Annotated in this window: 13 protein-coding genes and 1 tRNA gene; 9 read left to right on the top strand and 5 right to left on the bottom strand. The window is 61.1% G+C overall.

Features of this window, described 5'->3' with window-relative positions; translation table 11 throughout:
- Positions 1 to 3: 3 nt before the first annotated feature.
- The 4 genes from gmhB to R3175_RS07820 all read left to right on the top strand — a co-directional run bounded on the left by gmhB (position 4) and on the right by R3175_RS07820 (position 2,265).
- The gene (gene gmhB, locus R3175_RS07835; protein ID WP_318943495.1) at positions 4 to 552 is read left to right on the top strand and encodes a D-glycero-beta-D-manno-heptose 1,7-bisphosphate 7-phosphatase; all 549 of its coding nucleotides are present in this window, start codon (positions 4 to 6) and stop codon (positions 550 to 552) included.
- A gap of 62 nt (positions 553 to 614) precedes the next feature.
- A tRNA-Pro gene (locus R3175_RS07830) sits at positions 615 to 691 on the top strand.
- A gap of 146 nt (positions 692 to 837) precedes the next feature.
- Entirely contained in the window at positions 838 to 1,377 is a 540-nt protein-coding gene (locus tag R3175_RS07825) for a hypothetical protein (protein ID WP_318943494.1), read from the top strand.
- Between the two features lie 135 nt (positions 1,378 to 1,512).
- Entirely contained in the window at positions 1,513 to 2,265 is a 753-nt protein-coding gene (locus R3175_RS07820) for a VC0807 family protein (RefSeq protein WP_318943492.1), read from the top strand.
- 308 nt (positions 2,266 to 2,573) lie between these two features.
- On the opposite strand, the gene gyrB is transcribed toward R3175_RS07820, so the two are convergent.
- From gyrB to dnaA, 5 genes are all read right to left on the bottom strand, one after another.
- Positions 2,574 to 4,988, bottom strand: a complete 2,415-nt coding sequence (gene gyrB / locus R3175_RS07815; RefSeq protein WP_318943488.1) for a DNA topoisomerase (ATP-hydrolyzing) subunit B — start codon at positions 4,986 to 4,988, stop codon at positions 2,574 to 2,576.
- A gap of 24 nt (positions 4,989 to 5,012) precedes the next feature.
- Positions 5,013 to 6,140: a DNA replication/repair protein RecF gene (gene recF, locus R3175_RS07810; RefSeq protein WP_318943486.1), complete on the bottom strand. Its 1,128-nt coding sequence runs from the start codon at positions 6,138 to 6,140 to the stop codon at positions 5,013 to 5,015.
- A gap of 548 nt (positions 6,141 to 6,688) precedes the next feature.
- On the bottom strand, positions 6,689 to 7,960 hold the full coding sequence (locus R3175_RS07805; RefSeq protein ID WP_318943484.1) for an AarF/ABC1/UbiB kinase family protein: 1,272 nt from the start codon (positions 7,958 to 7,960) through the stop codon (positions 6,689 to 6,691).
- A 109-nt stretch (positions 7,961 to 8,069) separates the two neighbouring features.
- Positions 8,070 to 9,173, bottom strand: coding sequence for a DNA polymerase III subunit beta (gene dnaN / locus R3175_RS07800; protein WP_318943483.1), 1,104 nt, complete (start codon positions 9,171 to 9,173; stop codon positions 8,070 to 8,072).
- Between the two features lie 66 nt (positions 9,174 to 9,239).
- On the bottom strand, positions 9,240 to 10,697 hold the full coding sequence (gene dnaA / locus R3175_RS07795) for a chromosomal replication initiator protein DnaA (RefSeq protein WP_318943481.1): 1,458 nt from the start codon (positions 10,695 to 10,697) through the stop codon (positions 9,240 to 9,242).
- Between the two features lie 649 nt (positions 10,698 to 11,346).
- Between dnaA and rpmH the strand changes: the two genes are divergently transcribed.
- From rpmH to mnmE, 5 genes are all read left to right on the top strand, one after another.
- On the top strand, positions 11,347 to 11,481 hold the full coding sequence (gene rpmH, locus R3175_RS07790) for a 50S ribosomal protein L34 (RefSeq protein ID WP_091812379.1): 135 nt from the start codon (positions 11,347 to 11,349) through the stop codon (positions 11,479 to 11,481).
- Positions 11,482 to 11,500: 19 nt separating this feature from the next.
- Positions 11,501 to 11,941, top strand: coding sequence for a ribonuclease P protein component (gene rnpA, locus R3175_RS07785; RefSeq protein ID WP_318943473.1), 441 nt, complete (start codon positions 11,501 to 11,503; stop codon positions 11,939 to 11,941).
- The gene (gene yidD, locus R3175_RS07780; protein WP_318943472.1) at positions 11,941 to 12,237 is read left to right on the top strand and encodes a membrane protein insertion efficiency factor YidD; all 297 of its coding nucleotides are present in this window, start codon (positions 11,941 to 11,943) and stop codon (positions 12,235 to 12,237) included. The genes rnpA and yidD overlap by 1 nt, the downstream gene beginning before the upstream one ends.
- Before the next feature lie 4 nt (positions 12,238 to 12,241).
- A complete protein-coding gene (yidC, locus tag R3175_RS07775; RefSeq protein WP_318943469.1) occupies positions 12,242 to 13,933 on the top strand; it encodes a membrane protein insertase YidC in 1,692 nt (563 codons plus the stop codon).
- Positions 13,934 to 14,015: 82 nt separating this feature from the next.
- Positions 14,016 to 15,380 (top strand): tRNA uridine-5-carboxymethylaminomethyl(34) synthesis GTPase MnmE, encoded by a 1,365-nt coding sequence (mnmE, locus tag R3175_RS07770; protein ID WP_318943467.1) that lies wholly within the window; start codon positions 14,016 to 14,018, stop codon positions 15,378 to 15,380.
- The last annotated feature ends 109 nt before the right edge of the window (positions 15,381 to 15,489 follow it).

Here is a 15,489-nt window from a genome sequence, read left to right as displayed (position 1 = left end):
GCGATGCTGGTCATCCTGGACCGGGATGGGGTCATCAACCACTACGACGGCAGTTACATCTGTTCGCCGGAAGCGTGGTTGCCCCTTCCCGGCAGTCTGGAGGCCATCGGCCGGCTCTCCGTCGCCGGCTACCGTATCGCCATCGCCACCAACCAGTCCGGCATCGCCCGGGGCTATTACTCCAGCGCCACCCTCGAGGCCATGCACGACAAGCTGTGTGCCCTGCTCAAGCCCTTTGGCGGGCGTATCGACTGGATCGCCTATTGTCCCCACCACCCCGACGAAGGCTGCCTTTGCCGCAAGCCCCACACCGGCCTGTTGGAGCAGATCCGCGCTCATTTCGAACTGGAGTCCCTGGCCGGCAGCGTCATGGTGGGGGACAGTCGCAAGGACCTGGAAGCGGCGCTGGCGGCCGGTTGCCAGCCCTGTCTGGTGTGCACCGGCAACGGCCGGGAGACCGAGGAACACCTGAAGGAGCGTCCCTTACCCGGCGTACGGGTCTACGACGACCTGGCCGCCTTCACCGACAGTCTGCTGCAATCCGGCGGCTGAGTAATTTCCTGCTCAGGGGACTGGCAAAACCGACTCAGATACGTATAATACCGGCCGTGATTCGGCGTGTGGCGCAGCTTGGTAGCGCACTTCGTTCGGGACGAAGGGGTCGGAGGTTCGAATCCTCTCACGCCGACCATTTCCCTTCCCGTCAGTTCCCTTTTCCAGTCAACATCACATTGTGACCCTTGTGCCGTCACAAGGCCGGTATTCCGCGTTACACTTGCACAAACGCCAGTGATGTCGTGATCGTCAGGAGCCACTAGGAAAGGGACACCACCCGTTATGCCAGCTACCACCCGATTTTCCCTACTCGCAGTGCTTCCCCTGGGATTGCTTGGCTGTACCACCACGTCGGAGGTAACAGTGGGCACCGAGGATCCTTGTGCCACCCTGCAGGGGTTGATCGCCGACTACCCCAATGGCTTCGCGAACCACCGGGGCAAGGGGGACAACTTTGCCACCGGCACGGTGTACCGGGCGACGACTGAGCTTATCACCGGCCACTGCCAGATCTGGAACTGGGGCGTCGGCGATTCCGCCTACTTGTGCTCGGTGACCAATCCCGATCTCCAGATCGCCAGACAACGGCATGAATCCGCCCTGAACTCCGTGAAGGCCTGCCTGGGGAATAATTGGCAGGCACAGGGCGATTGGCGTGAGCGCGGCGGCGACACCGACGGATATGCCTCGCGGTTCTATGCCACCGACTCCGACGCCATGGTGTCCATCGAGACCACCGTGCAACTGGGAGGACCCGGTCGTCACTTCACCAACTTCCTGTACATCGGCAGTGCCGATCGAGCAGAGCCCGGCGGGCGCTGATCCGATTCCCCGCGTGCTTACATTACCGACACAATTTGCCGCTTCGGTCGCCCCGGTTGGCATCGTATACTGATCAGCACTCGTATCGATGCTTTCATTCTGTTCGTCATGTACCGTAATCCAACAGGCCCCACTATGAGCAACCCGCAGTCGACTGTTCCGACCCACAAGCCCCGGCCCTGGATTGACCTGCTGGTCAGCATTGTCATTCCCTCGATCATCCTGATGAAGTTCAGTGGTGACGCCTACCTGGGCAGCACCTGGGCCTTGATCATTGGGCTGGCGTTTCCGCTGGGGTGGGGCCTGTTTGAACTGGTCCGGTACCGCAAGTACAACTTCATTGCGGTGCTGGGGATCATCAGTGTGGGACTGACCGGCGGTATCGGCCTGATGGAGCTGGATGCCCAGTGGCTGGCCATCAAGGAGGCGGCAGTACCGCTGGTGATTGGCCTGGCGGTGCTGGTCTCCACCCGTACCCAGTATCCCCTGGTGCGCACGCTGCTGTACAATCCGTCGGTCCTCGATGTGGACAAGATCCAGGCATCGCTGGTCCGCCAGAATAACGAAGCGGAGTTCGAGGCCCGGCTGCTCAAGGCCAGTTACCTGTTCAGCGGAACCTTCTTCTTTTCCTCCGCGATGAACTACATCCTGGCCAAATGGATCGTCACCAGCCCCTCCGGCACCCAGGCCTTCAACGAGGAGCTCGGGCGGATGACCCTGGTCAGCTACCCGATGATTGCCATCCCCTCGATGATCATGATGATCGCCATCTTCTACTACCTCTGGCGCAGCATCCGGCGACTCACCGGCTACACCCTGGAAGAGGTGATGTCGCCGCACCTGCATCAGCACCAAGATCCGGCCAGCGACCGGTCCTCCACCAAATAGCTCTGAAGGCAACCCACCGGGTTGCCTTTTTTGGTTCCGGCCGGTTAGACACGAAGGCCAACCACAGACCCACTTGTTCGTTGTCAACGGCGCTGGCAAGGGCCCCGGCACCCCCTCTCTCGCCCCCTCTGACCGGCCTATTGCGAACGCCCCCCATCGGCCTATCCGGCCCCAAACCGCCCTCTGCCGGGGCCTGAGGATGCCCGGTTTTGCAGCCTGCGGTTCGGGCAAAAAAAAAAGCGGAATGCCCGTCGGGGTCATTCCGCCTGGTTACCTGGCTGTCGGTGGCAGCCGGCCCTGGAACTCGGTTAAACGTCGAGGTTGGTCACCTCCAGCGCATTGGTCTGGATGAAGTCCCGGCGCGGCTCCACGTCGTCCCCCATCAGGGTGGTGAAGATCTGGTCGGCGGCGATGGCGTCCTCGATGGTCACCTTCATCATCCGGCGGGTTTCCGGGTCCATGGTGGTTTCCCACAGCTGCTCCGGGTTCATCTCGCCCAGTCCCTTATAGCGCTGGATGTTGAGCCCCCGCTGGGCCTCCTTCATCAGCCAGGCCAGGGCGCCCTCGAAGGACAGCACCGCTTGTTTGCGTTCGCCCCGCTGGACGTAGGCGCCGTCCTCGATCAGGCCGCTGAGGGTCTCGCCCATGCGGGCAATGGCGGCGTAGGACGACGACTCGAAGAACTCGTGGTTGAACACGTGGCTGTGGGGAATGCCGTGGATGTAGATCACCACCTTGGGCAGATAGAGCTTGCGCTCCTCGTCCTTTTCCACCGAGAACACATACTTGGTTCCGGTTTTGGTGTCCAGGTCCAGGTTATCCCCCAGGCCACCCACCCAACGGGTGACCGCAGCTTCGTCCTTCAGGTCCTCACTGCGCAGGGTAGGGGCCAGCAGCATCTGCGCCAGCACCTTGGCCGGGTAGGCCCGGGACAGGCGGTCGATCATTGCCATCACCGCCTGGTATTCCTTGACCATGGACTCCAGGGCGGAATCCTTGATTGCCGGGGCCTCCGGGTTGACGTACAGCTGAGCACCCTCGAGGGCGGTCTGGGTGAGGTAGGCCTCCTTGGCTTTCTCGTCCTTCAGGTACTGCTCCTGCTTGCCCCGCTTCACCTTGTACAGCGGCGGCATGGCGATGAAGACATGGCCACGCTCGATGATTTCCCGCATCTGGCGGAACAGGAAGGTCAGCAGCAGGGTACGGATGTGGGAGCCATCCACGTCCGCATCGGTCATGATGATGATGGAATGGTAGCGCAGCTTGTCCGGGTCGAACTCTTCGCGGCCGATGCCACAACCCAGGGCGGTGATCAGGGTGCCCACCTCGGCGGAGGACAGCATCTTATCGAAGCGGGCCTTCTCCACGTTGAGGATCTTACCCTTGAGGGGAAGAATCGCCTGGGTGCGACGCTCCCGGCCCTGCTTGGCGCTGCCCCCCGCGGAATCACCCTCCACAATGAACAGTTCGGAGAGGGCCGGGTCTTTCTCCTGACAGTCCGCCAGTTTGCCGGGCAGACCGGCAATGTCCAAGGCGCCCTTGCGACGGGTCATGTCCCGCGCCTTACGGGCCGCCTCACGCGCCCGGGCCGCTTCGATCATCTTGTTCACGATCTGTTTGGCTTCGTTCGGACGCTCCTGCAGGAAGTCGCTGAAGGTCTGATACATCTCCTGTTCCACCGCCGACTTCACCTCCGAGGACACCAGCTTGTCCTTGGTCTGGGAGGAGAACTTCGGATCCGGCACCTTGACACTGATGATGGCCGTCAGGCCTTCCCGGGCGTCGTCACCGGATGTGGAAACCTTGGCTTTCTTACCCAACCCCTCCTGCTCGATGTAATTGTTCAGGGAACGGGTGAGCGCCGTACGGAAGCCGGCCAGATGGGTGCCACCGTCCCGCTGGGGAATGTTATTGGTAAAGCAGAAGATGTTTTCCTGGAACGCATCGTTCCACTGCATCGCCACCTCGACGGCAATGCCATCCTCCCGCTCGCGATTGAAATGGAACACCTGGTTGATCGGTGTCTTGTTGGTGTTCAGATGCTCCACGAACGCCCTCAGGCCGCCCTCGTATTCAAAGATCTCCTCCTTGCCGGAACGCTCGTCCTGCAGGCGGATTCGCACCCCGCTGTTGAGAAAAGCCAGTTCCCGCAGCCGTTTGGCCAGGATGTCGTAGTGGAACTTGATGTTAGAGAAGGTCTCGGCGGAAGGAATGAAGTGCACTTCGGTGCCGCTGCGATCGGTATCCCCGACCACCGCCAGCGGCGCATTGGGCACACCGTGGGTGTAAGTCTGCTCGTGAACCTTGTTGGCCCGACGCACCGTCAATTTGAGGGTGGAGGAGAGGGCGTTGACCACCGATACCCCCACCCCGTGGAGGCCCCCGGACACCTTGTAGGTGTTGTCGTCGAACTTACCACCGGCGTGCAACACCGTCATGATGACTTCAGCCGCGGACACGCCTTCTTCCTCATGCATGTCCACCGGAATGCCCCGGCCATTGTCGCGAACGGTGATGGACTCGTCCGGGTGGATCACGATCCCAATCTCAGAACAGTAACCCGCCAGCGCTTCGTCAATGGAGTTATCCACCAACTCGAAGACCATGTGGTGTAGACCGGTGCCGTCGTCGGTATCACCAATGTACATCCCGGGCCGCTTACGGACCGCATCCAGGCCCTTGAGGACTTTAATACTGGAGGAGTTGTAACTCGATTCGCTCATTCGGACGCTCCTAAAGCGCTGATCTTATTCTTCCGTCAACCTGCCATGTTCCACGTGGAACACTCGGAATTCCGGCATGGATTCCCGCCAAAGTTGTTGCGGACGGGGCTGCTCGATGGAGGTCATGAAGACCTGACACCGCAAGTCGTACAGCTTCTGGGCAAGCATGGCCCGATGGTCCGCATCCAGTTCTGCGTTGATATCGTCGAGCAGAAACGTGACCTGCTTGCCGAGGCGAGACAACACCATTCCCTGGGCGATCTTCATCAGAATCACCAGGGTCTTTTGCTGACCGCGGGAAAAAGTCTCGGCAACGGGGCGGCCCTGAAACCTGAGCTTCAGGTCGGCCCGATTGGGGCCGTAAAGCGTGTGCCCCATCCGCAGTTCCTGCTCCCTTTGGGCTGCCAGTACCTCGTCGAGGGGCCGCCTGATATCCCAGCCCGGGTAGAAGTCGAGCTTCAGGCCATCCACCCAAGGCGTGTCCACTTCAACCAGCAGGTCCTCGAAGGCTTGCTGAAACAATCCCATCGCGGATCGACGCGCCTCGGTTACCCGGCCTGCCAGCGCAACGTACTGGGTGTCCCACACCCGGAGCAGGGATTGATCTATTCTACCATTTCTCAGCGCCTGGTTGCGCTGTGAAGTGACTCTTTGGCACTGTTGCCACAGTTGCGCAAAGGAAGGTTCCACGTGGAACACAGACCAGTCGACAAACTGGCGCCTTTTGCCCGGTCCGCCGGCGACGATATCGAACACCCCTGGGTCGATGACCGACACCGGCAGCAACCGGGCCAGGGCAGACAGGCTACGCACCGCCTCGCCGTCGACTTTGAGCAGCGTCTCCTTATCCGCAACTTGGCGGGAGAACCCGACCCGGTGATCCAGCCGCCCCTCCTGCTCGTGTGTCGATTCGCCCGGATTACCCTCTTTCAATCCGCCAAAGACCGTGAAGTGACTCGCGCCGTGGCGGCACACCGCCTGATGACGACTGATCCGGAACGACCGGCCAAGCCCCAGGTAACCAATGGCTTCCAACAGGCTGCTCTTGCCGCTGCCATTCTCCCCGTAGATCAGATTGAAGGAAGGAGAGAAGGCTACAGCCTCGCCAGAGAGATTTCGGAAGTGTTCGGTTTGCAGCTTGACCAGCGCCATAGGGGTCCGGGAATGAAACGGGGAGACAGTAGTGTATCGGGTGCACCTGCCGGGCAGCGCGGGCGCCGCTCCAGTGTACAAAAGCAGTGGCTGAATGGCGACGGCTAAATACGGGGTTCTCTCGGGTGGGGCGCCAGTGCGGCGTGCCTGTCGCCGGCCCTGGGCCCACGACCGATAGGGACCGGACGGGTCACAGATTGGGGCCCGGGACGCGTCTTCAAGCTCGGGCAACGGTGGTCGAGGCAGACTCCCCCGATGCTGGCCAAAGCACCAACACGGCGGCGGACGAGAAACCGTGCGGTACGGTCCGATGACCCGGCACTCGCTCCGGAGTCGGTGAGGCCGGAAGAGAGGGGGAGGTGGACGTCCCGGGTGAGGTGACCGGCCGCCGGGTTCAAAGCTCCGCTCTACCTAGACCAAACAACGGCTGGATGGAACCGGCCCGATTCTGAGTTCCCCAGGCCGACAACAAACCTCGGCCTGATCCAGGTGCCCACAAACCAAAACGCCCGACATAGCGCCGGGCGTTCGCGGGAGTCGATCCAGGCTCAGTGGAGCATGTTCAGCCGTTCGTCCATGAACACATCCATTTCCGGGGCGAGGATGTGAACGTAGCGGTCGAAGTAGAGGAACTGTTTGAGCAGCAGGGCAAACTCCCGGGGGAAATGGAGCCCGTGACTCTCACCGATCTTGACCATATCCATCAGGATGTTGTTGACGTCATCCTCGGCCTGGTCCGCCTGGTAGGGCACCTGATCCGGGACCATGCGGTCCATCTGCTGGTACAGGCGACGCAGATCGTCGGCCAGGTCCGCCACCACCACGGTCTCGCGGGTGATGCCGATGCGGATCATGGCATCGGCCACGCCGTCGAAGTTGCCGACCATCACTGCCGAAATGAAATCGGACACCGCCTGCCAGGTATCGGGCTTGATCCGGCCGACGATGCCGAAGTCGATGAAGCCAATGCGACCGTCCTTGAGGACCATCAGGTTGCCGGCGTGAACATCGGCGTGGAAGAACTCGCACTGGGTCAGGCTGGCAAACCAGGTATTCATGGCAGTGATCAGGGTGCGTTCCGGGTCCCGAGCATAGCCGCGGATGCTCTCCAGGTCCGTCAATGGCACGCCGTAGAAGCGTTCCATGGTGAGGATATGGCGGGTGCTGCAGTGCTCGTAGACCCTCGGCACGGTGGCGTCTTCGTTGTGGGTGTTGTGCAGGAACTCTCGGAACACCTTGAGGTTGTTGGCCTCCTTGATGAAGTCGCATTCCTCCATCATGGTGCGCTGGATTTCCTCGACAATGCCGGACAGGGAGGTCCAGGACAGTTTCGGCGCCAGCGTCTCGAGGATCCGGGCGGACAGGTAGAGGAAGTTGAGGTCGGTGAGCAGGATGTTCTCCACCCCCGGCTTCTGCACCTTGATCACCACATCCTCTCCGGTCACCAGTCTGGCGGCGTGGACCTGGGCGATGGAGGCGGACGCGAGGGCGACCGGATCGATCTCCGCAAACACCTGGTCAATCGGCCGGTCCAGTTCTTCGGCGATGATCTTGCGGATCACGCTGAACGGCAAGCTGGGGGTTTTGTCGAGACAGTACTGGAACTCCTCGACGTAGGCCTTGGGGAAGAACGTGGGTGAGCTGGCAATGAACTGGCCCAGCTTGATGTAGGTCGCGCCCAGGGATTCGAACGTCTGTCGCAGCAGCCTTGGGGTCGGCGGGCGGTCGCCCCGAACCCAGTTGAGACCGGTCCGGCCCAGCACGGACAGGGTCTGGCCAATGCGAAACGCGCCCTTGATGGAATTTGTCACTGCTGCCATGAGTGCCTTCCTTTTAAACATGTGTCCTCTGCGACTCTCAATCGGTGGGCCGACCGGCACCACCTTCCGATACCCCGGTTCGCTCCGGCTGCCGTGACTGGGTCACCCATTACAGACGCATGGGCATGACCACGTACAGGCAGCGATTATCGTTCTGTGCCTCCAGCAACGCACTGCTGTTGGGATTGGCCAGGGTAATCTTGACCTGGTCGTCGTCCAGCGCGTTCAGCACATCCACCAGATAGCCTACATTAAAGCCGATCTGCAGTGATTCGCCCTGGTACTCCACTGGCAGCGCGTCTTCAGCCTGTTCCTGGTCCGGGTTGTTGGCAAATACCTGGAGCTGGTTGGGCGCCAGGTTCAGCCGAACCCCGCGGATGTTTTCGTGGGACAGGATGCCGGCGCGCTGCAGCGTGTTCTTGAGGGTGGCCCGGTCCGCCAGCACCACCTTGTCGCCGCCGCGGGGAATCACCCGGTTGTAATCGGGGAACTTGCCCTCGATCAGCTTGGAGGTGAAGGTGTACGCGCCGACGGTGGCCCTCAGGTGGTTGTCGCCGATCACCAGGGTCACGGGCGTCTCGACGTCATCCAGCAGGCGCGCCAGTTCCAGCACCCCTTTGCGCGGAACGATCACCTGACGCAATTCCGGGCAGCCGGTGGCCAGTTCCATGTGGGCCATCGCCAGGCGATGACCGTCGGTGGCGACGGTACGCACATGATCACTGTCCACTTCCAGCAGCAGCCCGTTTAGATAGTAACGGACATCCTGCTGGGCCATGGCGAAGGCGGTGGCGTCGAGCATGCGCCCGAGCTCCTTCTGCGGCAGTTCCAGCCGGAAACTTTCCGCCTCGTCCTCCACATTGGGGAAGTGCTCCGCCGGCAGGGTGGAGAGGGTGAAGTGACTGGCGCCACAGCGCAGGTGCAGGCGGTCGCCCTCCAGGGCCAGTTCGATCGGTGCTTCGTCACCCAGCGCCCGGGCGATGTCCGCCAGCTTGCGGGCGGGTACGGTAATCTTGCCGGGCTGGTCGACATGGACCGGTGTCACGCGACCAACCAGCTCCACTTCCATATTGGTACCGGTCAGGGTGAGGGTATTGTCCTCTGCCTCCAACAGCACGTTGGAAAGCACCGGCATGGTCTGTTTCCTTTCGACAACACCGGCAATGGATTGCAGTGGCGTCAGCAGGGACTCGCGGCTAATGGTCAGTCTCATGGCTCGCACTCGGCTTCTTATCGGTTAATGACAATCTGTGGATAACGGTTCGTTGACGGCTTCGGCCTAGGTGGTCAGCAGCCGCATGAAGTTCTGATAGTCTTCGCGAATGTTGGGATCCGATTCCTGCAATTCCACGATTTTCTTGCAGGCATGCAACACCGTGGTGTGATCCCGCCCCCCGAAGGCCTCACCGATCTCCGGCAGGCTGTGGTTGGTGAGTTCCTTCGACAGGGCCATGGCCACCTGCCGTGGCCGGGTGACGGTGCGGGTCCGACGCTTGGACAGCAAATCCGCCACCTTGATCTTGTAATACTCCGCCACCGTGCGCTGGATGTTGTCGATGCTGACCTGTTTCTCATGCAGCGCCAACAGGTCCTTGAGGCTCTCGCGAATGAACGGTGGGGTGATCTCCGAGCCGGTGAAGTGAGCATTCGCTATCACCAGTCGAAGCGCCCCCTCGAGCTCTCGCACGTTGGACCGGATTTTCTGGGCAATAAAAAACGCGGCCTCGCTGCTAAGCCGAACGTTCGCCTGCTCCGCCTTCTTCATCAGGATCGCTACCCGGGTCTCCAGTTCCGGCGGCTCCACCATCACCGTCAGGCCCCAGCCGAACCGGGACTTGAGCCGCTCTTCCATGTCCACGATTTCCTTCGGAAAACGATCACAGGTCACGATCACCTGCTGGCCGCCTTCGAGCAACGCGTTGAAGGTGTGGAAAAACTCCTCCTGGGACCGCTCCTTGCGGGCAAAGAACTGTATATCGTCGATCAGCAGTGCATCCACCGACCGGTAGTAGCGCTTGAATTCGTTGATGGCGTTGAGCTGCAGGGCCTTGACCATGTCCGCCACAAACCGCTCCGACCTCAGGTAGGCCACCTTGGCACCGGCGTTGCGACGGACGATCTCGTTGCCGATGGCGTGCATCAGGTGGGTCTTGCCCAGACCCACACCGCCATAGAGGAACAGCGGGTTATAGGCGCCGCCGGGATTTTCCGCCACCTGCATCGACGCCGCCCGCGCGAGCTGGTTCGACTTCCCCTCCACGAAGGTCTCGAAGGTAAAGCCCTCATTGAGGAAGCTCTGGTGCTTGATGTCCCCTTCCACCTGCACGGAGCGGCGATCGGATTCGCTTTTCGGCGTGACCTTGGGTTCCGCCAGGGTCGCGGCGACGCCTTTCTCCTCCTCGGTCACCGAGTCCACGTCATTGGCTTCGGCCACCCGACGCCCTCGGACATTCTCCACCGGTGACCGGGCAACCGGCTCGTCATCGACCTTTGGCGCCGACCCCACCTTCATATGGATACGGGGGGCCTGGCCGCCCTGCAGGTCCTTGATCACCTCCTCGATACGGCGCAGATACTTTTCATTCACCCAATCCATCACAAACCGGTTGGGTGCGAACAGCATCAGCTGACCTTCGCGGTGGTCAGACTGCAAGGGTCTTAGCCAGGTGTTGAACTGTTGCGCCGGAAACTCGTCCCGGAGTACTTCAAGACATTGATGCCAAATAGTCTGCGGCACGACGCCTGCCTCCGATGCCAGATACCGTCCTTCTATCCGATGTGCCGGACTCGAGGAACCCATGAAAAGTAATGCCGGATTCTACCTCGCCAGGGCCTGTCAATAAAAGCCCAACCGCCTATCCATTAACACCCTGTGGAAATATATCCTTTTACTTTTCAACAACATGCAGACTTACCTACAGGGTTGTGTACAGAAAAATATGTTTAGGGAGTTATACACAGAAGGGTGTGAACACACTGCCCACAACCCTGTGACGGGAGGGGGTAAGAATCAGTGGAAAACTCGGACTTTTCCCGGCGAGGCGATTTGTCCCCATTTCGCCCGGCAGTTACCCACAGGCCTGAGCGGGCTTGGTCAACGACCTTATCACGGGCTTAAATTTTTGTTTATATTACCAAAAAATGGCTTATCCACAGAAACCCTGGTGCCTAATAACAGTAATAAATAATCTTTTAAAAGAATTCCAAAAGACCTAATGATGTTATTAACGAGCAGGCCCGGGCCAAAAACTGGCACAACCCCACCAAGACTTTCCATTCCCCCATTGAATTAGCCCGCCAGTTTGCATAGAATGCCGCTCCTGTTTTGACTGTTCATTTTGCAGCCAGCAACTGATTTCCAATTTTCGTAACGTGAGAGCATCACCATGAAAAGAACGTTTCAACCGAGCGTACTGAAGCGTAAGCGCACCCACGGTTTCCGTGCCCGCATGGCCACTGCCAACGGCCGTAAGATTCTGGCTCGTCGCCGTGCCAAGGGTCGTGCGCGTCTGTCCGCATAAGCCCTGTTAAGCTGTTGCCATGAAGGCCTTGGCGTTTCCCAAGACAGCGCGATTATTGCGTCCCGCGGATTACAGCAAGGTCTTCGAGAACGTTCGGGTTCGAGTATCGCACCGGCACTTTTTACTGCTGGCAACCCCCAACGACCTGGGGCACGCCAGGGTCGGACTGATATTCGCCAAGAAGCACCTCAAGCTGGCCGTACAACGTAATCGGGTCAAGCGGCTGGTGCGGGAAACCTTCCGGCAACAGCACGGACTGCCGGCCATGGACATCGTTGTCCTAGGCCGGCAGGGTCTTGCCCAGGTCGAGAACCCCAGGCTTCACGGTATCCTCAATGACCTCTGGCAACGCCTGAAGCGCAAAGCACCAAAGGTCATCCCCGAAAGCCAGGCACCCGACGGCCGTACGTCCTCGACTGTCACCGATCACCCGACTGGTGTCGAAAAAGGAACGGGTTAATGCGGAAACTGCTGCTTCTGCCCATTCGCTTTTACCAGTACGCGATCAGTCCCCTGATGGCGAATCATTGCCGTCACTACCCAACCTGTTCCCAATACGCCCTCGAGGCCATCGAACAACATGGCGCATTGTCTGGTATGCTGCTGGCCATCCGACGATTGCTGCGTTGTCACCCCTGGGCTGAAGGCGGCTATGATCCGGTGCCGGCAGCCCAGTGCCCATGTGCTTCGTCCCCGGACCAGCAATCTCAACGGGTACACCCCCACCCTGTAAACGCAAACCAGACGACACAGTAGGTTTATGGATATCAAACGCTTTGTACTCTTTGCCGGCCTGGCGATTGTCAGCTACCTGATGGTACTGGCCTGGAACGAGGACTATCACCAGCCGTCAACCCAACCGGCGACCGAACAGAGTGTCGAATCTGGTCAGGGCCAGCCCGCCATGACCGGGACACCGTCCTCAGCCTCCACCGAGGAGTTCACCACCCCGGAGAGCCGGACCACCGATCTGGGCACCAGCGACGGCGCAGACAGCACCGTCAGTGACCAGCTCGTTACGGTGACCACCGACGTCATGTCGCTAAAGATCGACCTGGCCGGTGGCAATCTGGTGGAAGCGGCTTTGCTCGACTACGACGAATCCCTGAACAGTGGTCAACCGCTCAAGCTTCTGCGCAGTTCCGGCAACCGTACCTATGTCCTGGAAAGTGGCCTGATCGGCAAGCATGGCTTCGACAGCCGTCGCAATGGCGCAACCCCGGTTTACCGAGCCAGCGCCGAGTCCTACCAGCTGGCCGAAGGCGAGGACGAACTGGTCGTTAACCTGACGTTCACCGCCGACAGCGGCGTCAAGGTCACCAAGCAGTACCGTCTGCTCCGGGACAGCTACCAGATTGACGTTCGTTACCTGATCGACAACCGGTCCGACAGCGTCTGGGAAGGGAATTTCTCCGGGAAGATCGTCCGCGACCGGGCGCCGGATCCCACCGCCCAGAACAGCCTGGGCATTCAGGCCTTCCTCGGCATGGTGGTCAGCACCCCGGAAGACCCTTACGAGAAGTATGACTTTGAGGATCTGCGGGAAAGCCCCATCAACCAGTCCGTCACCAATGGCTGGTTGGCGTTTCTGCAGCACTATTTCCTGACCGCCTGGGTACCGGAGGGCGACAAGCCGGCCCAGTTCCAGACCACAACCCGCAATAATCTGGCGGTGATGGGATTTGTCAGCCCGGCGACCGTGGTGGCCCCCGGTGAAACCGGCGAAGTCGGCGCCACCGCTTACGTGGGCCCCAAGATCATCGATCGCCTGGAACAGGTGGCGCCCAACATGGACCGCACCGTCGACTTCGGTTTCCTGTTCTTCATTGCGCTGCCATTGTTCCTGATCCTGGAGTGGTTCCACGGTATCGTCGGCAACTGGGGGGTGGCCATCATCCTGCTCACCGTGCTGGTCAAGGGGGTGTTCTTCCACCTTTCCGCCACCAGCTACCGTTCCATGGCCCGGATGCGGGCGGTGGCGCCGCAGCTGACCCGCCTCAAGGAACTCTATGGCGATGACCGTCAGCGCATGTCCCAGGAGATGATGGCGCTGTACAAGCGGGAGAAAATCAATCCCCTCGGTGGTTGTCTGCCGATCCTGGTGCAGATGCCGGTATTTATCGCCCTGTACTGGGTGCTTTTCGAGAGCGTCCAGCTGCGTCACGCGCCGTTCATGCTGTGGATCCACGACCTGTCGGTGATGGACCCGTACTTCATCCTGCCGATTCTGATGGGCGCCAGCATGTTCGTGCAGATGAGCCTGAACCCCTCGCCGCCGGATCCCATGCAGGCCAAGATCATGAAGATGATGCCGCTGGTCTTCACCGTGTTCTTCCTGTGGTTCCCGGCGGGTCTGGTGCTGTACTGGCTGGTCAACAACATTCTGTCGATCGCCCAGCAGTGGTACATTACCCGCAACATCGAGGCACAGGCCGCTGCCAGGAAATCCTGACGACGGACGTGGCCCCGTCGACTTATCCACAGAGGCTCCCATTGCGGAGCCTCTGTGCGTTGAGCCCGGTTGAGGAATGCCCATGAACCACCACACCGACACCATTGCCGCCATTGCCACCGCCCCCGGCCAGGCCGGGGTGGGCATCGTACGGGTGTCCGGCCCGGATGCCCGTCGCATTGCCCGCCAGTTGCTGGGCTACGAACCCAGGCCACGCTATGCCCATTACGGCCCCTTCCTGCAGGCCGACGGCACGGTGATCGACGAAGGCATCGGGCTGTTTTTCCCCAATCCCCATTCCTTCACCGGCGAAGACGTCTTCGAATTGCAGGGCCACGGCGGGACCGTGATCCTCGACCTGCTGCTGCGGGAAGTGTGTGGTCGGGGCGCACGGCTGGCCCGGCCGGGGGAGTTTTCCGAGCGCGCCTTCCTCAACGACAAGCTCGACTTGACCCAGGCCGAGGCCATCGCCGACCTGATCGAGAGCAGCTCCGAGCAGGCCGCCCGCTGCGCGGTGCGTTCCCTGCAGGGGGAGTTCTCCCGCCGTATCGATGTGCTGGTGGAAGCGCTGACCCAGCTGCGGATCTACGTCGAGGCCGCCATCGACTTTCCCGAGGAGGAGATCGATTTCCTCGCCGATGGCAAGGTGGCGGACGATCTCAACGGGATCATGGCGGACCTGGACACCATCCTGGCGGAGGCCCAGCAGGGCACCATCCTGCGGGACGGCATGAAGGTGGTGATCGCCGGCCGGCCCAATGCGGGCAAGTCCAGCCTGCTCAATGCCCTGGCCGGGCGCGAGGCGGCCATCGTCACCGCCATTGAGGGCACCACCCGGGACGTCCTGCGGGAGCACATCCACATCGACGGCATGCCGCTGCACATCATCGACACCGCCGGGCTGCGGGACAGCCCCGACGAGGTGGAGCAGATCGGCATCGCCCGCGCCTGGGAGGAGATACGCCAGGCCGACCGCATCCTGTTGATGGTGGATGCCACCACCACCGGCGAAACCCAACCCCACGCCATCTGGCCGGATTTCATCGATCACCTGCCCGCCTCTGCCCCGGTGACGGTGATCCGCAACAAGGTCGACCTGTCCGGCGAGACCGTGGGCCTGGTGGACAACCCGGCCGCCCCGGTGATCCGGCTGGCGGCCAAGTCGGCCGACGGGCTGGAGCTCCTGCGGGATCACCTCAAACAGTGCATGGGCTTCGCCAGCACCACCGAAGGCGGTTTCCTCGCCCGCCGCCGTCACCTGGACGCGCTGGAGCGGGCCCGGGCTTCACTGGTGCAGGGCGAAAGCCAACTGTCGGGTTACGGCGCCGGCGAACTGCTGGCCGAGGACCTGCGCGCGGCCCAGGATGCGCTGGGCGAGATCACCGGCACCATGACGCCGGACGACCTGCTGGGCAAGATCTTCTCGAGCTTCTGCATCGGCAAGTGACGTCGTACGGTAACGCCCTGGTGCGCAGGCGCTGGCCGTGGACAAGGTAAACGATCGCTGGCGTCGCCGGAGGACCTGCTATCCCAGCAGGGTATGGCATGCCGGCAGG

Source organism: Marinobacter sp., assembly GCF_033722735.1.
GTDB lineage: Bacteria > Pseudomonadota > Gammaproteobacteria > Pseudomonadales > Oleiphilaceae > Marinobacter.
The sequence above is the reverse complement of the archived record's forward strand: the minus strand, read 5'-3'. Positions and strand labels throughout refer to the sequence as shown.